The organism is Pelosinus baikalensis (assembly GCF_020819555.1).
GTDB lineage: Bacteria > Bacillota > Negativicutes > DSM-13327 > DSM-13327 > Pelosinus > Pelosinus baikalensis.
Genome location: NZ_JAJHJB010000003.1, coordinates 213,763 through 236,914 on the forward strand (window position 1 = coordinate 213,763; position 23,152 = coordinate 236,914).

Below are 23,152 nucleotides of genomic sequence, written 5' to 3' on the forward strand. Positions count from 1 at the left end.
CCATTTCAATAATTATTATTTTTAATAATCGCGCTTTTACTTATAAATCCTTTTGCCTTTAAAACTCGTACAGCTAATCGTTCCAAGCGCCGGGTAATTTTAGTACCAATAAATTCTTGTGCACTTAATGGACGAACCCAAATCGTAATTAAACCAATACGATTACCACCAAGTATGTCTGTAAATAATTGGTCACCGATCACCGCTACCTGATCCTGAGACAATTCCATAGCTGCTATTGCATGACGAAATCCTGATTTTGCTGGCTTATAGGCTCTAGAGACAAAAGGAACGTTAAAAATTTCAGCTATATCTTTTACTCTCTTACCCATATTGTTGGATAACAAACAAATTTTAAACCCTTCCTTTAGCAAAGCATTTACCCATTCAATAATCTCAGGTGACATCTGCTGCTGATCCCAGGGAATAATCGTATTATCTAAATCAAAAATAATTCCCTCAATTCCTAGTTCTTTTAATTGGTGGTACTCAAGATCATGTAAAGAATTTAAGATCATATGAGGACATAAAAGGTTATACAAAAATTTTTACCTCCAGATAAAAATGAGTATTCTCTTTATTAATTAGCTAAGAAAATTCTTGAATATTATTTCGAAAATGAATCGCTTCTGCGACGTGAATATCACTAATCTGTTCCGAATTAGCCAAATCAGCAATGGTACGTGCTACTTTTAATATACGATCATAGCCTCGAGCGCTAAGGTTCATTGCTTCAAACGCTTGTTTTAGCATAACTTGTGCATTGTGAGTCATATGACAAGTTGTTTTTACATGTCTATGGCCCATTTGGGCATTACAAAATATATTGTATTTCTGCAAGCGAGAATATTGTATAGCCCTTGCGGCAGTCACTCGCTGGCGAATGTCACTGGAAGACTCCGTTGGTATGCTAGTAGTCATTTCACTATATTCTAAACGTGGCACATGCACATGTATATCCATTCGATCTAATAAAGGTCCAGATATTTTCTTGCGGTAACGTTTAATATCGCCTGTACTACAAGTACAATCTTTTTTATTGTCTCCTAAGAATCCACACGGACATGCGTACACATCACAACCTAGATAATGCAGTATTTAATGGAAAAGTCGATCAGAATATAGAAATGACAATTGGTAACACCTCCAATAAGCGTATTAGATGGGCACGAATACAAAAAGGTTGGCTAATCAAGACTCTTGCTGCGAAGGTTGGGATTGATGCAGTTCATCTAAGCCAGCTAGAAGGAAAAACTACCGGTACGGCAGCGATGAAAACGTTACGTAAGTTGGCCACTAAACTTGAACAGCCAGTATGGTTTCTAGGTTGCTTTGAAAATATGCCAGAGGAAACCTTTTTTGAGAAGGTAGAAAAGGCTCGCTGCTATCATGGACATACTAAAGTCGAAATGGCTGAAGAGCTTGGAATACATGAACGTATTATTTTTAATTGGAAGAAGAAAGAACCTAGTCAAATTATTAAAGAGAAGGTTTTGTTATACTGTAAAATTCTTGATTGAGATTGTTTTTCCTTTACGCTATAGTATAAAACTAATCCCTTGGTAAGTCCAAACTTATCAGGGGATTCATTTTAGTTACACTCATGTTTGTGCGAACAATATCTACAGTAGTTTTTATTATTAGCAGCATAAGCGACCACCTCACCTCCTATCACATTCCAATATCGATAATACAAAGCAATAATTTCTTTTTCCTTCATTAAACATACCTTTTTCATATTTCTATTTTTAAAATGAATAAAACCATAATCAGCAACAGGCCTTTTTTGTGTTCTTTCAACCAATAACTTATATACGGATAGCTGAATAACCTCAGATTCATATACTTGCTGCTTCTCACGACTTTTGTAATCTCCAACTATCAAAGTACCATCACGAGTTTCCCATACTACATCCGGCTTACCGCACAAAGGTATCGGAACATTTATTTGCAAGGATTGCTCTAACATATATGGTGATAACTTGGGTTTTCGTCTTGAGCACAGCCACCAATAAAGAATAATAACTGCAACTAATATAAGGAATGACATGTCTACCTCCAGGATCTAATAAACCAGCGTAATGCTGCACGGATTGGAATCTTCAATACAGGGTACTTTTCAATTACGATAACTATGTGTGGCGATATATTATAATATAATGAAATAATCATTCGTCCAAGGCTGTAAGGTATTAGATGCATATCCCTAAATTGACACAAAATATTCGTTTCTATGGCATCAATACCAAAGACTGCTGTTGCAATAAAGCAGCGTTTATCTTTACCCGAAAGCTGGCGATTAAATTGTTCGTGCTCTCGGTTACCTCGTTTGATGAATTTTGCAGTAAGTGATGTATCTTCGCCATGATGGTGGTCAAGGTAGACTTGACGTTCGCATTTCCCCATCTTGGCGAGTTCTGTAACATTAGTTTGACGCATTTGGGACCTCCGAGAAAATAGTATGTCCTATTATATAGCATTATGGAGAGTTATGTAAAAAGAAGATCCTATATATTTTTCTTTTACGCTTATTTTACTATATATAAATGTAACAACATTGTTACAATCTTCTCACCTTTTAGCTCCTTCCTAACTAAATGCTAATAAGGTGGTTTTCAACGACGTGTGATATTAATATTACGATATGTAATTTAGGCTCATAATCTTGTAGCGTTGATTTTTTTGTAAAAGCAGTTAATTTTAAAGAGAAATCTAATAAAGAATCACGATATATCAGTATACTATAAAATAATAGGAGGACTTCTTTTATGAAAAAGACCATTTTGATTACATTTCTATTCTTACTAAGTATGGTTGGTGCTAGCTTCGCGGAGTCTGCAGGAACATCAGAACAAGGGAAACGTATTACGGGTATTGTTATTGATGCACGCGGAATGGGCTTAGAAACTGTGATGAGTCCTACAATTTATGATAAAAATGGACAAATAGTGAATAGTATAATTCCCGATGACTTAGGTTGGATTAGTAAAAATGGTACAGTTGATTATTATGATTCTATCAAAGAAGTGTTAGATGGTAAAAGCCGAGTCGGAGAGAACTACATTTTGATAAAGGCAATTGAAGTCAGAGACTTTAAAGCTAATCCAGTTATTTCTATAGACGATGCTAAAAAACTAAAAAGTCTGCCAGAATTTAACTACATCTTGAAAAAATCGAATATTATATTTATAAAATAGAAATTTTATAAGATTAATTAATATAAAAAAGACAGGATCCTGCTGTGGTTTGATATGCTCCCTTTAATACTTAGACAGAAAATTGATTGGTTTGAATTAGGCTATATGTGCGCGTTTGCTATAGTTACAATTTATATTGCATTGAGGACTGCAGAAATGTCTTAAAAAAACTATATACAAATAAATAACTCCCTAAGCAACTAAGCCTAGGGAGTTATTTATTTTCTTTCCATAAACCATTTGCCTTCATCATCAAATAAATGCACCTGCTTACCCATGATCTTACAGGTATATCGTATACCAACACCGCCACCTTTTAATGATGCAGCCTTGCGTATGTCAATTAGGCGATCCACTTCAAATACTCTGCCATCTTCCCATCTTATTGATAATGGACGGACATTGCCGTATGTATCATGTTTTGCTACGACTTCCACAAAGACCTTGCTATTACTCATTTTTAACTCCCCCGACAGAACATATGTTTGGTATAATTATAGGGTTATGGGAAGGGGAAATCAAGTAGCAGTTATTGGAAAAGAAAAACCGCCTCAGTTGGCGGCTAATATTTCTCCAGCATATTAAGTACTTGCCCAGCCATCGCTGGGCTGTTTTATTAATAATCTATGTTTTATTGCTCTAAACTAACTTGATAATACCCCTCACCTTTTTCAATTCCAATAAATTTTCTACCTGTATTTTTTGCAATTACCAATGTCATTGCCAATTCACAGAATGGCTCTTAAGATTCACATCTTGAATGAAATGCACTTTTTTTCAAATACTATTTTACATGGAATACCGTTTCATTATGATAATTTAGAAAGGAAGACTAAGTATGAGTAAAAAAACCATTACAATTATGCTAGTTCGACATGCAGAATATTTAACACATGATACCAATCAGCCATTAAGCCAGGCAGGGCATGAACGTGCAAAATTACTAGCTCGTATGATTGGAGAAGTTGGTATAACAGACATTTATTCTTCTGATTACTTACGAACTATTCAGACAGCAGGGCCACTAGCAGGAAAATTAGGACTTAAAATTAGTAATATTTCAGAACCAGACGAACTTGTCGAGCAGGTATTGTTAAAACAAGATGGTAAAAAAATATTTATCTGTGGGCATACCAATACTGTACCTGAGGTAATAAAGCAGCTTGGAGGTGCTCCTATAAACCCTATTCCCGATAGCGAGTTTGATAATATGTATATTCTTACTCATTATACACATAATGATAGTGAATATGCTTCTATAAATGTTGTTCACTTAAAATATGGTAGTTCACCGGAACAATAAAAAGAATCGGGGGAATTAATTTTATGAATCAACATAACTCAGAAAGGGATGCTACAATTAATAATTCTATCAGCGGCTTATGGACGCTTGAATCATCTACTGAACATTTTGGGAAAGATTATAATTCTTCCGCTTCATCTCTCCAAATAAAAGAAGAACTAAGGCTAGATATTGACGGAAACTACCCTCAAAAGGCTGCAAGCGGAACATGGAGACTTAATAACTTTTATGTACATTGGGTTGCCAAATTACAAGAAGTGGAATCTAATAGTTGGACAGGTCACATCTGGTATAAGGATGGAGATATATCGCAATTTCCTTATACATCCATCACCATTAAATTAGAAGGTATTACACAACAAACAGCCAAACTCATGTTTACAAGCGGTGACTCATTTACACATACTTCATACTATAAACGTCAATCACCTTATTTCCATCCAGTAGAGTTTGAGTATGATAGTGAAGATGGGGTCATGGCAGTCACCTCAATTCAAACTCATGCCCATCCTAATCATCCCCACTCATTACCAAATGAAACTTTATCAATTGAAACAGTGTACCGCCGTGCCGGATTTGATGTAGGTTTATCTTCAGGAGCAAGCACAATACCGATTTCAGAAGCAGGTCTAGATATTCGTTGGAGTGATGCTGAAATGCATGATGCAATGCAGCAACATTGGTCCGAATATTCGGAAAGCGCACGATGGGCTTTGTGGGTCTTCTTTGCTTCACTTCATGAGGATGGCCCGAGTTTGGGTGGTATCATGTTTGACAGTATTGGGTCACAACATCGTCAAGGAACTGCTATCTTTAATCGTTCTTTTATAACAAAAGCACCTGAAAGAGAAACTCATCCTGAAGCATGGGTACAACGGATGAAGTTTTGGACAGCATGTCATGAAATTGGTCATGGATTTAATCTTGCCCATTCATGGCAAAAAGCAATGGGAACACCATGGATGCCATTAGAAAATGAACCTGAAGCTCGTAGCTTTATGAATTATCCCTATAGTGTTCAAGGTGGAGAAAAAACATTTTTCGAAAACTTTGAATATAGATTTTCAAATGATGAACTCCTATTCTTACGCCACGCTCCTGAACGATTTGTAAAAATGGGAGATGCTGAATGGTTTGATCATCATGGTTTTGAACAACATAATGTTCTACAAAACTCTTCCTTTAAACTTGATATTAGAGTTAACCGCGAAACTACTCGATATGAATTTTTAGAACCTGTTGTAATTGAACTCAAGATGACTAATAACACAACGGAACCTCACATAATTAACAAGAATCTACTTTCTGATTTTACTAATATGACAGTAATAGTCAAAAAACACGGTAAAGTTGCCAAACAAATTCTTCCATATGTTCGTTATATACAACAACCTGAAAACATTGTTATTCCATCTGGACAATCTATTTATCAATCTCTATTTGTTTCTGTGGGAAAAGAAGGTTGGATTATTGCAGAACCTGGAGATTATTTAATTCAAGTTGCTTTACATCTAAAAAATGAGGATATCGTCTCTAAAGAATTGCGAATTCGAGTTGAGCCTCCAATGGATCGAGTTGAAGATTTTCTGGCGCAAGACTTATTCTCAGATGAAATTGGCCGAATTTTATATTTTGATGGTAGTCAATACTTTAAAAAAGGTAATGATGTATTGAGAACAATAACTGAACAAATCCCCCATCGAAAAGTATCTATTCATGCTCAAGTTGCCTTGTCATTACCAATGACAAAGTATTATAAAAAATTAGGAGCACGCAAAACAATTCAGATTTCACCACCAAAACTAGAAGAAGCAAAACAAATTCTCTTTCCTTCTTTAGTCGAACAGAGTTATGTTGCTGCTAATACATTAGGGCATATTGATTATAAATACTATATGGAACAATTTTCAAATGCAATAGCATTTCAATATGGACAGCCAACAGAGGCAGCTGTAATCCAAAAGAAATTATACCAAACGTTAACAGACCGTAATGTCAAAGCTGACGTACTTCAAGAAATAAAAGAGAAAGAAGAGAAATATGCATCAATGGCAAATAGACATTGAGTATATCCTCTTAGTAATATAAGTTCTAAGTCAGACAAAGTTAAATTTACAGCTTTTTATCAATTAATGCTGCATGGGTCGTCTACCTAATGAAATGAGACGACCCTTAATTTTTTGTATATATTTTAAAACTAAAATAGAAAAAATAACTTATCAGTTTTCCTCGTATACTTTACTTCCCATCCGGAGCTATTACCACCAAAATGGTGTTCCATAACTTACTGCAGTATCTTTGCTAAAATTACGCTGCAGCTCTACGGGTACATACCGATCACCACCATGCTGATCATAAGAGCAGACCATTCCGAGTTACGATAATTGTTATTGCCGTCCTACCCGGAGGCAAGACGGCAATAATTCTACTTTGTAAGTTCCACAACTTCAAAACTGATGATCTTTTCAAATATAAGGTATTCTTTGCTATTTTGTAAAACTTCAATTTTATTAAGCATATAACAATTAGAATCAGTATTTGCATGATCTTTTACCCAATTAATAAAACCATCAATTTCAGTAGTCGACAACTGATACTCCCGCTCGCTTGAATCGTTCATGGTAGCTCGTAACAGACCATGACTACTTGGAGCCTGTGGGGTTGCCGATGCTTCATTTGAATTAGCGCTTTCATTATTTGAACTATCAACTGCAGTTACTACGTAGTAATAAGTAATCCCATTAGTTACTGTGGTATCAAGATAGCTTGTACCAGGTACGTTAGTAGTAATTGTTGTATATGGACCACCTGCAGTGGTAGAGCGTTTTACATTGTAACCAGTTGCTTCAGTTACTGCAGTCCATGAAAGATTCACTTGAAAATTACTTGCGGTTGTAATTAGGTTCGTAGGTGCCGAAATATCAGGAGTAGGATTCGGATTATATGGTTCAATTGTCCCTGTAGCGTCTATGTCAATAGCATCCGCCCAGAAATATGTACCAGTCCCTTTGACTATTGATACTACATGTTCTTTTAAGTCTAAACCGGTTATCTCGAATACTAATGCACCATATGTCTTTGTACCTATTAATGTAAACGTATCAACCAATATATTATCCACATACACTTTATTGTCCGTGGGATAAGAGGTTGCCCATATTCTACTTATAATGCGTAACTTTGTACCTCTAAAATTAAAACTGTATGATGCCGTCGTAGCAGCGGTATATAAAGCACTACTGCCAGAGTTGCCTGCCTTCGAGTCTACAGTCCAAGATAAAAACTTTGGTAATGCAGTAAATAATGCGTCCGTTACTTCTATGCGTTGCCAATCAGCTTCAGGAGTCAATAGTTGTTGTCCTATATTTGCCATTTTACATTCCCCCATTTAAATAATATTTTAAAAGCCAATATAGCCAAGGATCTCTTCTTTTAAACGTGTGTATCCTGTATATCGGCTTTCACTAATACACATTCCGTAGTAACTATAAATTCAACTACCGAATGTAAATTTATTTCTCAATTATATGTTATAAAAGCCATAATTTAATGATGCAGTAAATTAATCTCTACACGCAAAAAGACCGCCCTACCAATTAAGGTAAGACGGCTACAGTTCTATTTCGTCAATTCCAGTACTTCGAAGTTTCGTTTTAAAATAACTTTTTAAGCAGTCCTCATGATGTATGCAAGCACATAATATGGCGGCATATTGTTGTGAGGTCGATTTCCACCTACGTTAGATACGTCTGATGGCCAAACGTAGTTATTATAAGGCGCATTATCTCCCATAGCTAGTCTTTGTTTTATTGGATCACCGCCACCGCCGTTAGTTACATCAAAGCCAATTTCATCAAAGTAGGGATTTTTATGACTATGAATAGGCATTTCATCAATGCTAATCGTATGCATTTCCTGTCCGCCAGTCTGCCCAATTAAGTATGATGCAGACGTTCCTAAAACAAATTTACCTCTTAAATCAGGAGTCCCATTCGAACCATTGCACAAAGCCCAACTTGTAGGAATGTCACTACCAGACCACATGATAATTCCGCCAATAGGTACGGACGTTGGAGTGGCAGGAATTTGATCAACAGTAGCAATGTCCTTTCCATTAATCTGAGTGATAACAATATCCGCTGTTCCATCAAAAGCCACATCATTGATAGTTCTTGCAGCTTCTAGTTTTGTAGCAGTAGCTGCATTACCAGTACAAGCAGTCGCAGTATCCGCGCTTGCTGCACTTGCTACCTTTCCGGTAACACCAATTGTTACTTCGTCGTTTTCTGTATCAGCAGTTAACTCAATATTAGTTCCCGCCTTTAATTCTATTGTATCTGTTTGACTGTCTGCCTGAATGGTTGTACCATTCACCACTACATTAGAAAAAGCATTTTTGCTCTTTAATACATCAATTTCCTCTTGCAAAGATTTATCAGCACTAGCGCGTGTGCTTGATTCAGCTTCGTCGGCATTAGTCCGTGCTGTTACTTCTGCATCAACATTGGACTGTAAAGCGGTATCACCATCGGTACGTGCCACAACCTCTTTGGTAAGCTGCTCTTGCAAATCTTTATCGGCAACAGCTCTACTATTAGCCTCAGCATCAATGCTAGTTTGTAGAGTATTATTAGCATTTGTCCTATCCGCAACTTCTTTAGAAATTTGATCTTGTAAATTCTGGTCTGCAGCAGTTCTAGCATTTGCTTCCACTTCAATATTGCCTTGCAACTTAGCGTCAGCATTTGTTCGCGCTAATACTTCTACATCAAGGTTAGCTTGTAGCTGTTCATCTGCTTCTTTTCGTGCAGTAACTTCTTTAGTTATTTGATTTTGCAAATCATCAATTACAGGAATAACGCTTGGGTCAAACTTGCCATCATTCCCCAGTTCGACCAGTTTTCCAATATCCTTTTTCCCTTCGGATATAACAACAACCTCTTCAGTACAATTAACCGTTTTGCTCATTCGAACAACAACCTCCAACATTTATTTTAAAGACCGATATAGCCAAGGACCTCTTATTCTAATTGTGTGTATCCTGTATATCGGCTTTCACTAATACACATTCCGTAGTAACTATAAATTAAACTACCAAATGCAAATTTATTTCTCATTCTTTATCCGTACATATACATCGGATTTTGGATAGGTATGAAATAAATAAAGCTACCTCACTATGAGCAATATAATAAGCTATCACCGTCCTACCAGATAAGGTAAGACGGTGATTAGCTTAAATCGTCTCCTAGCCGAAGCCGAGGACAAAAATATGATACTTTTAATACCCAATAGCAAACCAGTTAAATTTTGTCGTATTAGTAAACTTAACCGTACCATTACTATCACCACTAAAAGTTGTAGACGCTGATGTTAATGTTCCACATACCATTACAGGCACATATCCACTAGCACTATTAACTGATCCTGCAGCGGTAGCATATGCTTGCAAGCAAGCACTCGGAAAGGGTATTGGAAAGGTAACAGTTTTTCCTGCTACAGTCGTACCAGTAGCAGGTAGATTGGAACTTCCCCACTGAAAAATCAACCCATTACTTAGCTTTTGATAGCCGTCTGTAGAAAGTAAATGACCATCATCGTAACCAGCCTCTGCGGTGATAGTTATATCCTCCGAACCATCAAAGGACACTCCATTAATATTAACTGCAGTTGCCAATTTTGTAGCAGTCGCCGCATTTCCAGTACAACTTTCTGCAGTTGTTGCTGAATCCGCGGTAGTAGCAGTATTTGCGGCAACAATCTTGTCCTCCTTTAACGCTCTAAAATTTTCCCTGATTTCCTCAGGAGCAGTAGTATCTGCTGGTAAACTTGAATTGTAAGACATGTAAATTCCTCCTAATTTTTTTGAATCCGATATAGCCAAGGATCTCTTATTCTAATTGTGTGTATCCTGTATATCGGCTTTCACTAACATACATTCCGTAATAATCATAAATTAAACTACCTAATGTAAATTTATTCTTATTCTTTATCCGTACATGTAAGTTGAATTTGGGATAGGTATGAAATAAAAAAAAAGCTGCCTCACTCGTTTAAGAGTAAGGCAGCTTTCATGTGAATAATTTTTATTATATTGCGGTACCATCCCAGGGACGTTTTAAAAGATTAAAAATAACTTATCTGTTTTCCTTGTATAGTTTTTAGACTACCTATAAGGAATTGAAACTTCTGCAGGACGTTTTTGTCCTGTCCTTGCTGCTCGCATAATACAATGTAAAGCCCGCATTATACTGGCGGACTAACCTAAAAGTTATCTATGACAATCATCTTCTTTAGCCAATTCGCGAACTATTCGAAGGAACTCGCGTTCTATTCTTTCTATTTCTTCGACTTCAAGTTCTAATCTTTCTAATCTATTTCGTCATGGCAATCTCCGTGTGACATAAATTAATACCTCCTTATGCTAACATAATATGTTTCTGAGGTGTTAAAGGTGAAACTAACCAACACTTTTTCGATATTTTCAACCAAATAAAAAGCACCGCCTACCTAAGTAGACGGCTCTTTTGTTTGTGGATAGCTTTATTTTAATTAAGAAAATATTATCCTAACCCATTACCGCTAAAATGCTATTCTGCGCTATTTTCGGCTGCATTCTTAGTAAAAATTTCTTGCATGACACCCAAAGTATATTTTCCCATTTTAATGGAATGTTGCTTATAACATGAGACAATACAGCTAATTAGCTCTGATTACATAGCACTGGACACCTTCATATACATAACCATTACTTCCTTTACCAAGCTCATCAAAATTCGTGGTATAGAAGTGATCACCTGTTGAACTATTGTAGTACCGGTGCAAAGCTCTCGTCTGCGGATGGCGTGAACTATAAACATAACCTTCGATACCTTCGTACACATAAGAAGCATTCCCTTTACCAAGCTCATCGAAGCTTATAGTATAGAAGTGATCTCCGCTTGAGCTGTTCAAGTATCTAAGTAAGGGAACCGTACCCCGGTGACGAGAGGTGTATACATAGCACTGAACACCTTCATATACATAACCATTACTTCCTCTACCAAGCTCATCAAAATTCGTGGTATAAAAGTGATCACCTGTTGAGCTACTATAATACCGGTGCAAAGGCTCCATATTCGGATGATGCGAGGCATAAACATTTAAGCCTGGCAACAATAAAAACATACCTACCAGAATAAAAATAAAATTTTTCTTCATTATTCAACGTCCTTTCAGCGTAATTTACGAATGAGATTGTTCAAGAATAATTAGATTAAAAACTACTAATCTGCTTATCTATTTTTATGACGAATAGAAATTTTCAAGTTACATAAAATTAGCCATAAACATCATCATTAAAATCAATTGTTGGATGAACCAATTGCAATCCCAATTAAAAAAACGGTAATGCACGCATTTCATTTTCATGGCGTTTATTTCACACTTTTGTCGCTTGTGTCAACCGCAATCATTCTCATGGGAATGTTGGTACATGGTGATTGATCCATTACCATTATGTAGTGGCTAAGCTTCTATGACTGATGCGCTAAACCTATTTGCATCGTACCTAGCATTGTGAAGATGGTTACTTTTTCAACTAGATTTTACATAAGAAACCACTCCCCCTACTTTGTTATTTTAAGCATAACATGAGTATATGACAAAATTATGACTGAATAGAACCTTTAAATTTCCAGGGGATATTTCTTATATGATTGAAATATCTATCTTATACACAAGAGACCATGTGTCTGTATAAATATTGTGTGATCCATGTGTATTTAACATAAGTAATACAACTGAAAACGAAGCCAGTAGTGCGTCTACTTGTTAATTCTAGCTGCGATAACTGTACACCTCACTTTATATATTGCAATAGGCATAATTAAGTAAATTTTGCTACTGAGCATATAAAAAAACTGCCTTACTCATTTTATAGAGCAAAGCAGTTTTTTGGAGATTATTAACGTGTGAGCAAATATCCCCCTGCAGCAGTACCAAGTATCCATCCAATCCGCTCCTTCTTCCGAGCGGATTTTTCTTTATCTATTTCCTTTTTATTTACTGCAGCCTGCTTCTCTAGTTCCTGATTAGCAATTAATCTTGCTTGAGCATTTGCCATGTCGGTTACGTCTATTTTAGTAGTAGAAGATGTAGAAAATCTAAGCTCTCCATTCTCGCCTATTTTAACGTCAGGCTGTCCAGATACATTGGGAACCTCAACCTCTTGACCATTCACTATTGCAATAACCTTACCTTGACGTTCCACAAATTGCAGAATAGCCCCCTCCTGGCTAGGGGATTGTACGGCAACCTCTCTAATGGTCTCGGTTTTAGTATTTATGATTTGTGGGGGCAACGTAACAACTGTTTGCGTATTGGCTTTCTGAGCTTGCTCAATGATGTGTTGCTTCCACTCCTTGTATTCAGCATTACCAAAATAAAACAGGACTAGCAATACTGCTAGCCCCAAGATATATTTCCAGTTGTTTGCGATAAACGACTTGCTTGCATCTAGATTGATCATATTAATACCCTCCCACATAATCAGTGATGCCCCTAGCAATCGCCCTAGCATACCGATCTTGCCAAGTCGGATTTGCTAACAAGGCGTTTTCTTCTTCATTGGAGAGAAATGCAGTCTCGACCAAGCATGCTGGTGCATCGGTATAGACAAGTACATAAAATTTACTTTCCTTATCCGGATCGCCATCTGAGTAATCAGCTCGTCCTGCTCGATCAGGAAACTCACCAGCAACCTGGTTAAATATTTTTGTTGCTAGGATATCCCCCTGGGTCTGCCCTGGGGAAGTCCAAACCTCGTAACCTTGTGCCGATGAACTACCTGCACTATTGCAGTGCAGACTAACAAATAAGTCAGCTCCCCAAGAGTTTGATAAGTTAGTACGATAACTTAAGTCGTCAGTTTCTGGCTGCTCATCCTGGGTTCTGGTCAACAAAACTTCATACCCCACTGCTTGCAGGTACCGCTGGACCATAAAAGCCATTGATAAAACCACGTCTGATTCTCTGAGTCCTGTAAACGGTGATACTGCGCCAGGGTCTGTTAATCGCCCTGCGTGTCCTGGATCAATTACAATACGCATAATTATTCCCCCTCATGTAAATTTGGTGTATTGGTTGCTTTCTGCATTTTTCGTATGGCTGCTACCTCAGCATCGATGATCCAGCCGATCAGTGCACCAGGTACCAAAATGCGGCGCCACCCTAAAATGTCATTAATCTGCTGGATTGCTACCCTTCGTTTTTCAATATTCTCCATGTTGTCTGCAAACCGATCTAGCTCAAAAACAATACCTCGAATTGATTCTTTTAGCCTGCCATCTTTTAGTTTCGCAAATATCACGAACAGTCCCATAGCTAAAAGATTAGCCGCTAGGATTATCCCAGCGGCTACATAAGCAATTTGTAATTCTCTTGTAATCAATTTAATGCCCCCTATTTAAAACAAAATTTACCATAGTAAATACAACCCCAATTACGGTACCGACAATTGTGGCGATCAGTCCTGCAGAGGCCCGTATACCATCGATACGATGATGGGCCGATTTGCTACTTTCCGTCACGGCCACGATCGCTTTCCCTTGTTCCTTAATCTCATTCTGACACGTAGGACATGCTTGCAATAAAGAATCCTGTTTGGTTTCTACTCGGGTAATTCGTTCTAGCATCTCGCGTGATATTTTGGTCTGATCCCTGATATGATGCTCCAGCATCTGCTTTAACTCTCGTTCATCCATCCTCTCACCTCTTCATCAAAATAAAAAAATACTGACCAAACGTCAGCAAGGTTCACGGGATCGGTTCATATTTCACCTCATAAAAAATAGAGCCTCAAGGCTCCTACTTATTACGACCACAATCTCAATCTGTGCATAAATACAAAATCATGCTATAATTTTACATAATCGGAAATTATTATTATTTTAATAAAGGAACGGTGACTTTAATTGATAAATCAATGTCAAATTTGCGGTAATATAGAAAACAACTCCTTTCATATTGCGAATGAAATGCAATTAGGATTAATGGACGAATTCACGTACTTAGAATGTGGGAATTGCGGCTGCGTACAATTAATTAACATTCCTGCCGACTTTTCAAAATACTATCCAAAAGACTATATTTCTCTTATTGCATCTAAACCAAAAACAATATGGAAAAGATATAAATTACGCAAGAAAACATTACATTTTCTTAACTACCCTACATTAATTGGCAAATTATTATGCTAGGGAAAAATAAACCGAATTATATAACATGGGCTAAGAAAACACAGATTAATCCTTCGTCAAGGATACTTGATGTTGGATGTGGTATAGGAAACCGATTACGCGAAATGCTAGACGCTGGATTTACAAATTTAACTGGTGTTGATCCTAATATTAAACAGGACATTGTTTATGAAAATAAAGTTAAAATTTACAAATCAGAAATATTTGATATTAATGATAAGTTATTTGATTTAATTATGTTACATCATTCATTTGAACATATGTCGAATCCTGAGCAAGTTTTAAATAAAATATATGACCTTTTACCTCCTAATGGACATGCGCTTATTCGCATACCTGTTGCGTCAAGCTATGCATGGCGACATTATAATATTAATTGGGTGCAATTAGATGCACCTCGCCATTTATTTTTACACACTGTTAAAAGTATCGAATTGCTTGCTAAAAAAGCAAAGTTTACTATAAAGGATATAATATGGGATTCATCTGAATTCCAATTTACAGGTAGTGAAAGCTATACAAAAGGAGTTCCTTTAAATAAGCTTAAAAAATCAAATTTTTCACAAAATGAAATCCATCGATATCGTGAGAAGGCGCAAGAATTAAACCTAAAACATGATGGTGATCAGGCATGTTTTTATTTACAGAAGATAATTTAAATTAATAGAGGAGCTACTTGCTATGACTAATTACCAAATGCATAATAATCCGCTGATGCCAGATTTCCTGCCCCTTTATTATCCCACCTATCTTCTTTCACGCTAAAGCCTGAAATATTCTTACTGTCCTTTAAGACACGCCAAATATATGCGCTTTCTCCTATCCAGTCGGGCTGACTAATTATAACATTTTTACAAACCGTCGGAAATTGTACAGGAAAAGCGATCGCTGCACCTACAGTATGGCTCCCCATGGAGCCCAAATTGCCAGTAATTGTCCCCCATATTTCCATATCCCCATTCGACCACTTGCGCCAATAATAATTTACGCCACTGCCAGACGACACAATAGATGCTGCTGTTCCTGCAGTTGTCGTTATTGACAGGTTACCCGAACCATCAAAATTGCCAGCTCCTGTAACGGCTCCAGTTAATGCAATTTGTCTTGCACTCGCTAACTTTGTCGCAGTTCCTGCGTTGCCACTAACGCTAGTCTGCGCCGGATGCACATGCCCTTCTCTTGCAAATTTACCATTATCTGTACCGGCGTTGGCAGTTCCAGCAACAACCGGCGCAGCACTAGACGCCATAGCGTGACCGTAATTAGCAGCAGTTGATACTCCGTAAGTTGTCGCAGTTGATGCATGGGCAGTCGGCGTCATACTACTTGGCGCACCGTTTATATTAGAGTAAGCAATCTTTGGTCCTTGGCCGGTCGTCCCATTATGACTGTGACCGGACGTACCAAATAAGGTATTAATAGTGGCTAATGTAATTGCCGGTGCATCATACCAGTTTGTCGCACCAGTGATTGCCTTAATCCTCCCTGCAAGCCAGGACAGCAATTGCGTGATTGTCCCCGCATTAGCAGGTGACGCTAAAGCCTGGTTTACTGTTCTGCTGCCAATTGCAGTATCATCAGCAGCACCAGCTGCAAGTCCGGCATTAGTTATCTTTGGACCATTCCCGGCAGTTCCGTTGTGATTATGACCAGTTATACCAAGTTTTCCGTCGATAATATCCATATTCGCATTCAAATCTGTAATATCAACAACGTCAGTACCATCCGGTTTATTTAAATTCAAATTTGGTGTTTGTTGCATATTCTATCCTCCATAAGTTCGTATTTGGCTCCACGTACGTGTGCCTGCTTCATTCCAAATCAGTGGTTTAAGCATGTTCCATACCGTATAGGTGTAACTGATTTCATAGCCCAAATGCGCTGGCTTGATCTCATTCAACATAGCTAAAAATCCCGCCATGTTAGGCGGGATTCCCAAGACACCTATAAACTTTACTTCGAATCGATATTCTTCCGGATACTCAATCACATCTACCTCGCCACCGGAAAAGGCAATAGCAACACTCTTGATTCTCTCTTTGGTAGACGTGCCGGATCCTCTTAATTTGGCTTGAATGATTTCACGGCGGCGGACGTAGGAATTACTTCTGTCAGTAGCAAGCCCTAATTCATATTCCCAATAATCTAAGCCCCATGTGGCTGTCTTAATGAAAAACTGATCTAATAGATTCGGCAAGGCGTAATAGCGCAATTCCCCGATATCTTCGGCAATCGTGCCTTGCAGTTTAAGCATTTCAGGAGATTCCCAATAATAGCGTGGCAGATATCGCATCAGATCGGGTATTTGGTATTCCGGCTGTTCTTTACCCGCTTCCAAGTCACCATAGATGAAGGAAGAATATAAAAGTTTTCCGTATGCCATATCACACCCCCTTAATCTGGTTCCATGTTAATCCAGCTGGCAAGGGATTCGCAGCAATTGCCTGTTTTACCCGCAAAGGCGTCATGTATTTTACATTGCTTGTACCTGTTTCAGCTTCCGCTTGTGTGGCGATATCCATAACCGGAGCATGCACGGTCTGGCTATGATCATACGCTATTTTACCCCTATCGCCTCGATAAGCTGTTGCGGATGTTTCTCCCAGCGCCAAAGAAGATTTTCCTGTCCATGCTGTTTTCTCAGTATCTGTGACGAAACGGTAATCCGCACTTTGCGTAATAACTGTTGCAAGGAACTTGCCGTTGGCATCCAGACGTAAAACTTTATTAGCCGTAGCCACTGTTACGACTTCGGATGCAGCCAGTTTCTGACCGATGAGATTAGTTATCGTAGCTGAAAAGTTAGGATCGTTACCCAAGGCATTAGACAGCTCATACAGCGTGTCGAGCATTTCCGGTGCGCCACTTACAATCGCAGCAATACTTTGGTCAATGTAGTTGGTGAGTGCTGTTCGCAAGGCTTGTAAACGGTTAGCCGTATCATGGGCATCAGTCACATTCGCTGTATGGGTATTCAGATTACCTTGTACAGCATTGGTCTTAGTTGTAGCATCACTAGCTGCTGTGGCAATTGCTACATTCTTGGCAACATCTGCTTTAGCCTGTGCACCTGCTGGGGTTTCAGCGCCAATTTGCGTTACAGTTACATTGTGTGGGTTAGTCTTGTTATTTGTATGAGTAGTCAGGCGAGTATCAAGACCATGTATGGCTAGATCATTCGTCACTTTATACCGCTCCACTTCCGTTTGCGTGGCTGTCATGGATTGCTGCAGCACATTGACATCATCAGCCTCCACGGTATCCCCTGGAGTTTCATAGGTCACATAAACCTTCGCCACATCGGCAAACACCTTGATATGTCGGCGCCAAGGCGTTTCCGAAGGAACCGAGATAATATAATTTATGACCTCTTGTCCAGTCAGCTTGGAACCAGTGTATACTCTAATCGTTGTATTGGTAATGTTATCGTGGGCAAGCAGACCTTCATATTTTCCTGCCGTAAGCGGTAATTGTTCCTCAATCACGTAGACGCTGCCGTCTGTTTTTTTGTTTAGCTTGGCGTCAAATTGATCTATTTGATTCGGGTAAGCCATACGCTACACCTCCAGGTCAATATTGCCTAGTACCGGGATTTCCTCGCCGGACAGGGTAATATTAGCGGCAGCGCCATTAAGTTTTAGTTCACTGTAATCATCCACGCCAGGAATAGCAAACAGTAAAGTGCCTATACGAGCATGGCTGACGTAAGTACTGGAAAAGGCAATTTCCTTTAAGTATCCGTCAACAGCCGATAAGAAAGCATCATACACAGCTTGCAAAGCATATCCAGGAGCCATGACGATTTTTGCTGCCACATTAATGCTCTTGCCAGTTGCCGATACTACTGTTACCGTAGCACCAATAGGACGAACAGTTTCGATATATTCAGCCACTGTTGTAACAAGGGCAGGTATAGCAGGTTGAATATCTGAATCGGCAATTGCTATTTTAACTGTTCCATTACCTTGCCAAAGCGGGAATACTTTTGCATCACCAACACCAGCCACCTCACGCGCCCATTGTTTGTAATGATAGATATTGCCAGAGGTAATTGGCTGCCGTACCCTGAAGTGATACCGTTCCTTCAAGGACGTGTCTGTTTCCTCCTCTTCGCCCTGTGTGATAATATCCGCCAGTTCAGCCTTAGCCAAACCAGGAATATAGTTAAGCGACAAAAGTTCACCATACGGTCGATTACCCGCATCACCAGAAACTTCACATTGTAGTGAAAATTGTCCTACACTTAGCCTTTCGACAGCAACATAATTTATCTCTTCCAACATAAAACGTGAACCGATTGGAATATCCATGGGTACATCATTAGCAGTATACAAAAAAGCCTTACGTAAGGCATGAATAGCTGGCTGTCGGTCAATTCCCATTTCGGTTGTGCGCATTTCTAAGTATTCTTCGTGTGCTGTATCTGCAAAGGCGCGTTCTAAAACTTTATCAAATTCAATGTAGGCTTTCTCTAATTCTTTGGCTGCTGGAGCCAGCGCATCATAAATGATGCTACCTTCGCGCTTATCAATCGTATCTGGCACTCGAGCAAGCATCTTGTTTATGATCTTTTCATATGTCATTTCACTATATATGCGTGCCACTTATATCGCCCCCTCAATGGCTATGATTCCGGCAATGGTATCCACGGTAAATCCGGCGAATATTTCATCTCCATTGGGTTTTATATCAAAATCATAGACCTTGCTTATCCGACTGTCATAAATCAAAGCTTCGGTAATCATCCGCTTAACCTCGGATCGCAAAAATTCATTGGAGAATCCTTTGCCCATCAGATTCCTTACTTCACATCCATAGGCATCTGTATAGATCGAATGATTGAATCTTATGGTAAAGATGGCCTTACGGATAAACTGCTCTATCGCTTTCCGCCCGTCGATCATACCGCCGATTTTACCTGTATCGAAGTCCAGCGCATAAGTTTTTGACGGTTGAATAGTCAGAGAGGTAATCACCGGCACCGTAATATCAGGCGTTAATGCCATGTTCTCCCTCCTTTAGTACTGAACAATTCGGTCACATATCCAGTATTTTTGACCACCAGCAAAACGTATGACCATTACCCTTTCACCAGCAGCAAGTTCATTTAAAAATTCCAGCTCTGAATTATCCAGTACAATACTGGTTAGGTCGTGCTGATGCGGTCCTTCCCCTCTTAAGGTTTCCTCATCCGTAATGTCTGTCGATGAAAGCTTCACCTTTCGCTTATGCTTTGTCAGAAGTTCGGCAACCACAATCAGCTCTTTAGGTATGACAAGATTGCCATTCCCTTTAAGCCTTATCGATAGACCTGGTGGAGGTGTTAGGACAACCGCCTCAAATACTTCTACCGGATTTCCACTGGCCGCGACATCTTTGGCAGCCTGTTTAATTAGATCAAGCAAATTACATCACTCCGTTTTTATTTCTACTTCTGGCAGTTCATCAGTCTCTGATAAATCAATGTTCATGGTATGGCTGTTACCTTTAAAAACATGAGTATCACTGTCAACATAGTACCCTTGCCAGATATTCATATCTCTGATGATCAAATGTATGGCCGTACCGGTTAACACGCCAGTATCACCTATACAACTAATAGACAATTTATTCATGACCTTACCTTTATCAGCCATAGCCTTATTGACACGCTCCTGGAGCTGAGCAGAATTTAGCTTATCAGTCACTTTTTCATAGTATTGAATCGTACCGATATCAGCTGCAAGGCTATCATTTTTAGCCTTGATCGTGATTGCCGACTTTTCTTCACCGGCTACCATTACAACCGACGTGGCCGAATCTTCAATACTGGTATCCAATGTGAAATCAAGTAAATTGACCTCATCTTCAATGACAATATAGTTTACCTGGTCAAGCTTTTCAGCCAGATAAATATTGCCTCCGGAGCTGCCAAGATAAAACCGCCGGCCGGTCTGTTTGAACGTGGCATAAATAGCCTTATAAGCAATGTCGTATAATGTTTCCCCATCAACTACCAGTGCTGGTATCCGATACTCTGTGTCTTTGATCTCACCCATTGGTATTTGATAGTCACCACACAACCGCTGGATAATTTGCGTTGCTGTTTGATTCGTAAACACGTAGGAATTTTTATTTTTCACCAGGTAGATCATTTGATCGTAAGCCTTGATCGACTGGTTAAAGGACTTATTTTTACTCTGCGTAAATACAGTGCCTCTAAAATATTCCGCCGTTTCATTCATAAACAGCAAAGTATGACCTTCTTGAATTAGTAGCCATTCATGCAAGCCCCGGCCAGTATTAATCAGTGTAATATCCAGCGATCGAGGAGCTGTACTCTTTGCCCCTTTCCAGGTAATGGACTGCACATAATCGCTTATATCGTGCTGAGCCTCTTTAGTTATCCATAGTACTTTATACACTCATATCGCCCCCGGCCTGGTTGGTTTGGTTTCATATACTAGCACACCATTGACATCTTTTAGCACCCGAGGTGTAACGACCTTATATTCTTTTAGTGACAAAGAGTAATAAAGGGTACCGACATCACCGGCACGCTCTGAATAGGAAAACTCCTCAATGGAACAAAGATAATTGATTTCTGTTTCTGTAACAATGAAGCGAATTGGCTTGTAACTTGCCCGCCATTTATTAATCACTTCTACATAATAAGCTGGCTCTTTCAACTGGCCGTCTGTGACATTCAAATACGGTCCAGGCATTAAAGGAAAAAAACATTCAAAGCCGAAGGTCATTGCCTTCGGCTTCTGTAATATGGTAACCTCACCTAAATTAAAAACGTCAGTACTATCATTTTGAGAACCTTGACCAACGGATAATTCAGGCGGATTTACAGGTAACTGCAGAGTTTCTATGCCATTATCAAATGTCAGCCACAATTCTTTAGACATCGTAGACACCTTCCCCGGAGCTATTTAATTGTTCTAGCAGATATGCTTCTACTTGTTTTACAACCTTTGAGATATCACTTTGATTATTGATCGTGACATTACCAAAGAGACTGCCAACATTAACTCTGTTGTCATTGGATGTATTGCTGGATGATGTCGACGTATTCATGATCTGCTGGGTCTTTTCAGGCGATAACTTCCGATATTGCTCCGCTTCTCTAGCAGTAAGGACCGCCTCTCCCTGGTGTAGCTCTGCAATATAACCGTCAAAAGGAACATTTGCAAGTCCATTTGCATGAGATCCATTAATTATTGATCCAGCACTAACTCCAGCATTAGCTAAATCACCAAGATTTGTACTTTGTTGACCACCAAATATGCCAGTGACTTTGTTCCATACATTTTGAGCAGCATCAACAAGTCCACCGATCAAACCAGAAAAACCATTGATGATGCCATTGGCAAAATCTGCCCCAATGTTAAAGGCGCCCATAATCAAACCTATAAATAGATTGGTAATATTCTCAACTAAATTATTGAGAGTTTGAACGATAGTAGCTGCCCCTCCGCTAAAATCACCCGTTAGGATTTGGAAGAATCCTGTTACCATCCCTAACACATAGCTCAGGGCCGTGTGAATGACCATGCCAATGGTACTAAAGATAAAGGAGATAATGTCTCCAATCAAGCCAAAGAACGTGGCAAACATCGTATAGATAAATTGTAGGGATGTTATGATAAACGGTCCTAGATAGCCCCATACTGTTGTAACATAATTTACAACGGCATTGAACATATTCATGATGAAAGTAGCCACGGTACCGGTGATATCTCGAATGCTCATAAAGTTGTTTTTCCAAGCCTGGGCTAATTTCGATACTACGAACCCAACTACTAAAGCAATGGCGATTAAGGGAGCCATGGCCGCTACATTGGCAGTTGCTGTAGCCCAAGCAGCGGAGGCCCAAGCAAAGAAGGCAGGTAGCAAGATCGTTGCGATAACCGCTGCAAATACAGGACCATACACATCAAAGTTATTGGCCAAGTATTCAATTTCATTACCAATCCAAGAAAAAGCGGTCATCACAGCAGCTAGAATTGTAGGCATGTTGGTCGTAATCCAACCGCCAAATCCATTGAGCGTGGGGAGTAGTTTATCCCCTAACGGTACCAATATCCCGGTTTCTAATTGCCTACCAATACCAGTAATTGCAGAACCAAAGTCTTTATATTTTACTGCATTTATTCTTTGTAAGGTATCTGCAGTCGAGTTTGCGATACCAGAAGTATCTCCCAAAGCCAGTACTGCTTTAGCGCCTAGATCTTCAAACATCGTACCGAACAAAGCAACCCCTGCCGTATTTTGTGCAACAGGATCTTCCATATCGGCTAATGCCTTAACCACGGTTTGAAATGCTTCTTGTGCTGCAGGACCACCCTGGGCAAATGCCATAGTCATCTGATCGGCATCAAGCCCCATGGCTGCAAATCCTTCAGCACTAGATTTTGATCCATCTTTAG

27 protein-coding genes are annotated in these 23,152 nt (G+C 39.0%); 5 read left to right on the plus strand and 22 right to left on the minus strand.

The features are described from left to right. Nucleotides 1-5: 5 nt before the first annotated feature. Both LMF89_RS04090 and LMF89_RS04095 read right to left on the minus strand, forming a co-directional pair. The gene (locus LMF89_RS04090; RefSeq protein WP_229533988.1) at nt 6-542 is read right to left on the minus strand and encodes a YqeG family HAD IIIA-type phosphatase; all 537 of its coding nucleotides are present in this window, start codon (nt 540-542) and stop codon (nt 6-8) included. Nucleotides 543-588: 46 nt separating this feature from the next. Beyond that, nucleotides 589-1,074 carry a magnesium chelatase subunit ChlI family protein gene (locus tag LMF89_RS04095; RefSeq protein WP_229533989.1) on the minus strand — a complete coding sequence of 162 codons (486 nt, stop codon included), beginning with the start codon at nt 1,072-1,074 and terminating at the stop codon, nt 589-591. On the opposite strand from LMF89_RS04095, the gene LMF89_RS04100 reads away from it, so the two are divergent. Further along, nucleotides 1,065-1,520: a helix-turn-helix domain-containing protein gene (locus tag LMF89_RS04100; RefSeq protein WP_229533990.1), complete on the plus strand. Its 456-nt coding sequence runs from the start codon at nt 1,065-1,067 to the stop codon at nt 1,518-1,520. The genes LMF89_RS04095 and LMF89_RS04100 overlap by 10 nt on opposite strands. Before the next feature lie 71 nt (nt 1,521-1,591). Here the strand turns inward: LMF89_RS04100 and LMF89_RS04105 are convergent, their stop codons facing one another. Both LMF89_RS04105 and LMF89_RS04110 read right to left on the minus strand, forming a co-directional pair. After that, a complete protein-coding gene (locus tag LMF89_RS04105) occupies nt 1,592-2,050 on the minus strand; it encodes a CRISPR-associated protein Cas4 (protein ID WP_229533991.1) in 459 nt (152 codons plus the stop codon). 2 nt (nt 2,051-2,052) lie between these two features. Then, the gene (locus LMF89_RS04110) at nt 2,053-2,439 is read right to left on the minus strand and encodes a CFI-box-CTERM domain-containing protein (protein WP_229533992.1); all 387 of its coding nucleotides are present in this window, start codon (nt 2,437-2,439) and stop codon (nt 2,053-2,055) included. Nucleotides 2,440-2,768: 329 nt separating this feature from the next. On the opposite strand from LMF89_RS04110, the gene LMF89_RS04115 reads away from it, so the two are divergent. Then, nucleotides 2,769-3,197, plus strand: coding sequence for a TP0624 family protein (locus tag LMF89_RS04115; RefSeq protein ID WP_229533993.1), 429 nt, complete (start codon nt 2,769-2,771; stop codon nt 3,195-3,197). Nucleotides 3,198-3,415: 218 nt separating this feature from the next. Here the strand turns inward: LMF89_RS04115 and LMF89_RS04120 are convergent, their stop codons facing one another. Further along, entirely contained in the window at nt 3,416-3,655 is a 240-nt protein-coding gene (locus LMF89_RS04120) for a hypothetical protein (protein WP_229533994.1), read from the minus strand. Between the two features lie 380 nt (nt 3,656-4,035). Here LMF89_RS04120 and LMF89_RS04125 point away from each other — a divergent pair, with 380 nt between their 5' ends. Together LMF89_RS04125 and LMF89_RS04130 are read left to right on the plus strand one after the other, a co-directional pair. Further along, nucleotides 4,036-4,500, plus strand: a complete 465-nt coding sequence (locus LMF89_RS04125; RefSeq protein WP_229533995.1) for a phosphoglycerate mutase family protein — start codon at nt 4,036-4,038, stop codon at nt 4,498-4,500. 23 nt (nt 4,501-4,523) lie between these two features. Continuing rightward, complete coding sequence (locus LMF89_RS04130; RefSeq protein WP_229533996.1) at nt 4,524-6,566, plus strand: hypothetical protein; 2,043 nt, start codon at nt 4,524-4,526, stop codon at nt 6,564-6,566. Nucleotides 6,567-6,925: 359 nt separating this feature from the next. Here LMF89_RS04130 and LMF89_RS04135 read toward each other — a convergent pair whose 3' ends face one another. The 8 genes from LMF89_RS04135 to LMF89_RS04170 all read right to left on the minus strand — a co-directional run bounded on the left by LMF89_RS04135 (nt 6,926) and on the right by LMF89_RS04170 (nt 14,243). Further along, a complete protein-coding gene (locus LMF89_RS04135; RefSeq protein ID WP_229533997.1) occupies nt 6,926-7,873 on the minus strand; it encodes a hypothetical protein in 948 nt (315 codons plus the stop codon). A gap of 293 nt (nt 7,874-8,166) precedes the next feature. Further along, complete coding sequence (locus LMF89_RS04140) at nt 8,167-9,468, minus strand: hypothetical protein (RefSeq protein ID WP_229533998.1); 1,302 nt, start codon at nt 9,466-9,468, stop codon at nt 8,167-8,169. 313 nt (nt 9,469-9,781) lie between these two features. Beyond that, nucleotides 9,782-10,345 (minus strand): gp53-like domain-containing protein, encoded by a 564-nt coding sequence (locus LMF89_RS04145; protein WP_229533999.1) that lies wholly within the window; start codon nt 10,343-10,345, stop codon nt 9,782-9,784. A gap of 854 nt (nt 10,346-11,199) precedes the next feature. Further along, nucleotides 11,200-11,700, minus strand: coding sequence for a hypothetical protein (locus LMF89_RS04150; RefSeq protein ID WP_229534000.1), 501 nt, complete (start codon nt 11,698-11,700; stop codon nt 11,200-11,202). 745 nt (nt 11,701-12,445) lie between these two features. Next, on the minus strand, nt 12,446-13,009 hold the full coding sequence (locus LMF89_RS04155; protein ID WP_229534001.1) for a YfgM family protein: 564 nt from the start codon (nt 13,007-13,009) through the stop codon (nt 12,446-12,448). A gap of 1 nt (nt 13,010) precedes the next feature. After that, a complete protein-coding gene (locus tag LMF89_RS04160) occupies nt 13,011-13,589 on the minus strand; it encodes an N-acetylmuramoyl-L-alanine amidase family protein (protein ID WP_229534002.1) in 579 nt (192 codons plus the stop codon). 2 nt (nt 13,590-13,591) lie between these two features. After that, complete coding sequence (locus LMF89_RS04165) at nt 13,592-13,930, minus strand: hypothetical protein (protein ID WP_229534003.1); 339 nt, start codon at nt 13,928-13,930, stop codon at nt 13,592-13,594. Between the two features lies 1 nt (nt 13,931). Further along, nucleotides 13,932-14,243, minus strand: coding sequence for a hemolysin XhlA family protein (locus tag LMF89_RS04170; protein WP_229534004.1), 312 nt, complete (start codon nt 14,241-14,243; stop codon nt 13,932-13,934). 488 nt (nt 14,244-14,731) lie between these two features. Here LMF89_RS04170 and LMF89_RS04175 point away from each other — a divergent pair, with 488 nt between their 5' ends. Continuing rightward, nucleotides 14,732-15,397, plus strand: coding sequence for a class I SAM-dependent methyltransferase (locus LMF89_RS04175; protein WP_229534005.1), 666 nt, complete (start codon nt 14,732-14,734; stop codon nt 15,395-15,397). A gap of 26 nt (nt 15,398-15,423) precedes the next feature. Here LMF89_RS04175 and LMF89_RS04180 read toward each other — a convergent pair whose 3' ends face one another. From LMF89_RS04180 to LMF89_RS04220, 9 genes are all read right to left on the minus strand, one after another. Further along, on the minus strand, nt 15,424-16,500 hold the full coding sequence (locus tag LMF89_RS04180; RefSeq protein ID WP_229534006.1) for a hypothetical protein: 1,077 nt from the start codon (nt 16,498-16,500) through the stop codon (nt 15,424-15,426). A gap of 3 nt (nt 16,501-16,503) precedes the next feature. Beyond that, nucleotides 16,504-17,121, minus strand: a complete 618-nt coding sequence (locus tag LMF89_RS04185; protein ID WP_229534007.1) for a putative phage tail protein — start codon at nt 17,119-17,121, stop codon at nt 16,504-16,506. 1 nt (nt 17,122) lies between these two features. Further along, entirely contained in the window at nt 17,123-18,292 is a 1,170-nt protein-coding gene (locus LMF89_RS04190; protein WP_229534008.1) for a hypothetical protein, read from the minus strand. A gap of 3 nt (nt 18,293-18,295) precedes the next feature. After that, the gene (locus LMF89_RS04195) at nt 18,296-19,342 is read right to left on the minus strand and encodes a baseplate J/gp47 family protein (protein ID WP_229534009.1); all 1,047 of its coding nucleotides are present in this window, start codon (nt 19,340-19,342) and stop codon (nt 18,296-18,298) included. Beyond that, on the minus strand, nt 19,343-19,744 hold the full coding sequence (locus LMF89_RS04200; protein ID WP_229534010.1) for a DUF2634 domain-containing protein: 402 nt from the start codon (nt 19,742-19,744) through the stop codon (nt 19,343-19,345). A 12-nt stretch (nt 19,745-19,756) separates the two neighbouring features. Continuing rightward, complete coding sequence (locus LMF89_RS04205) at nt 19,757-20,143, minus strand: DUF2577 domain-containing protein (RefSeq protein ID WP_229534011.1); 387 nt, start codon at nt 20,141-20,143, stop codon at nt 19,757-19,759. Nucleotides 20,144-20,149: 6 nt separating this feature from the next. Next, nucleotides 20,150-21,142 (minus strand): XkdQ/YqbQ family protein, encoded by a 993-nt coding sequence (locus tag LMF89_RS04210; RefSeq protein WP_229534012.1) that lies wholly within the window; start codon nt 21,140-21,142, stop codon nt 20,150-20,152. Beyond that, entirely contained in the window at nt 21,143-21,631 is a 489-nt protein-coding gene (locus tag LMF89_RS04215) for a hypothetical protein (RefSeq protein ID WP_229534013.1), read from the minus strand. Then, nucleotides 21,624-23,152 (minus strand): phage tail protein (locus tag LMF89_RS04220; protein WP_229534014.1); only part of this gene is annotated, 1,529 nt, incomplete at its 5' end. The genes LMF89_RS04220 and LMF89_RS04215, both read right to left, overlap by 8 nt.

Excerpts from the sequence above, each read along its gene's own strand:
- LMF89_RS04135 (WP_229533997.1), bottom strand. The coding sequence starts at position 7,873 with ATGGCAAATATAGGACAACAACTATTGACTCCTGAAGCTGATTGGCAA.
- LMF89_RS04110 (WP_229533992.1), bottom strand. The coding sequence starts at position 2,439 with ATGCGTCAAACTAATGTTACAGAACTCGCCAAGATGGGGAAATGCGAA.
- LMF89_RS04200 (WP_229534010.1), bottom strand. The coding sequence starts at position 19,744 with ATGGCATTAACGCCTGATATTACGGTGCCGGTGATTACCTCTCTGACT.
- LMF89_RS04170 (WP_229534004.1), bottom strand. The coding sequence starts at position 14,243 with ATGGATGAACGAGAGTTAAAGCAGATGCTGGAGCATCATATCAGGGAT.
- LMF89_RS04185 (WP_229534007.1), bottom strand. The coding sequence starts at position 17,121 with ATGGCATACGGAAAACTTTTATATTCTTCCTTCATCTATGGTGACTTG.
- LMF89_RS04100 (WP_229533990.1), top strand. The coding sequence starts at position 1,065 with ATGCGTACACATCACAACCTAGATAATGCAGTATTTAATGGAAAAGTC.
- LMF89_RS04190 (WP_229534008.1), bottom strand. The coding sequence starts at position 18,292 with ATGGCTTACCCGAATCAAATAGATCAATTTGACGCCAAGCTAAACAAA.
- LMF89_RS04180 (WP_229534006.1), bottom strand. The coding sequence starts at position 16,500 with ATGCAACAAACACCAAATTTGAATTTAAATAAACCGGATGGTACTGAC.
- LMF89_RS04120 (WP_229533994.1), bottom strand. The coding sequence starts at position 3,655 with ATGAGTAATAGCAAGGTCTTTGTGGAAGTCGTAGCAAAACATGATACA.
- LMF89_RS04115 (WP_229533993.1), top strand. The coding sequence starts at position 2,769 with ATGAAAAAGACCATTTTGATTACATTTCTATTCTTACTAAGTATGGTT.
- LMF89_RS04215 (WP_229534013.1), bottom strand. The coding sequence starts at position 21,631 with ATGTCTAAAGAATTGTGGCTGACATTTGATAATGGCATAGAAACTCTG.
- LMF89_RS04130 (WP_229533996.1), top strand. The coding sequence starts at position 4,524 with ATGAATCAACATAACTCAGAAAGGGATGCTACAATTAATAATTCTATC.
- LMF89_RS04160 (WP_229534002.1), bottom strand. The coding sequence starts at position 13,589 with ATGCGTATTGTAATTGATCCAGGACACGCAGGGCGATTAACAGACCCT.
- LMF89_RS04150 (WP_229534000.1), bottom strand. The coding sequence starts at position 11,700 with ATGAAGAAAAATTTTATTTTTATTCTGGTAGGTATGTTTTTATTGTTG.
- LMF89_RS04140 (WP_229533998.1), bottom strand. The coding sequence starts at position 9,468 with ATGAGCAAAACGGTTAATTGTACTGAAGAGGTTGTTGTTATATCCGAA.
- LMF89_RS04155 (WP_229534001.1), bottom strand. The coding sequence starts at position 13,009 with ATGATCAATCTAGATGCAAGCAAGTCGTTTATCGCAAACAACTGGAAA.
- LMF89_RS04175 (WP_229534005.1), top strand. The coding sequence starts at position 14,732 with ATGCTAGGGAAAAATAAACCGAATTATATAACATGGGCTAAGAAAACA.
- LMF89_RS04145 (WP_229533999.1), bottom strand. The coding sequence starts at position 10,345 with ATGTCTTACAATTCAAGTTTACCAGCAGATACTACTGCTCCTGAGGAA.
- LMF89_RS04125 (WP_229533995.1), top strand. The coding sequence starts at position 4,036 with ATGAGTAAAAAAACCATTACAATTATGCTAGTTCGACATGCAGAATAT.
- LMF89_RS04105 (WP_229533991.1), bottom strand. The coding sequence starts at position 2,050 with ATGTCATTCCTTATATTAGTTGCAGTTATTATTCTTTATTGGTGGCTG.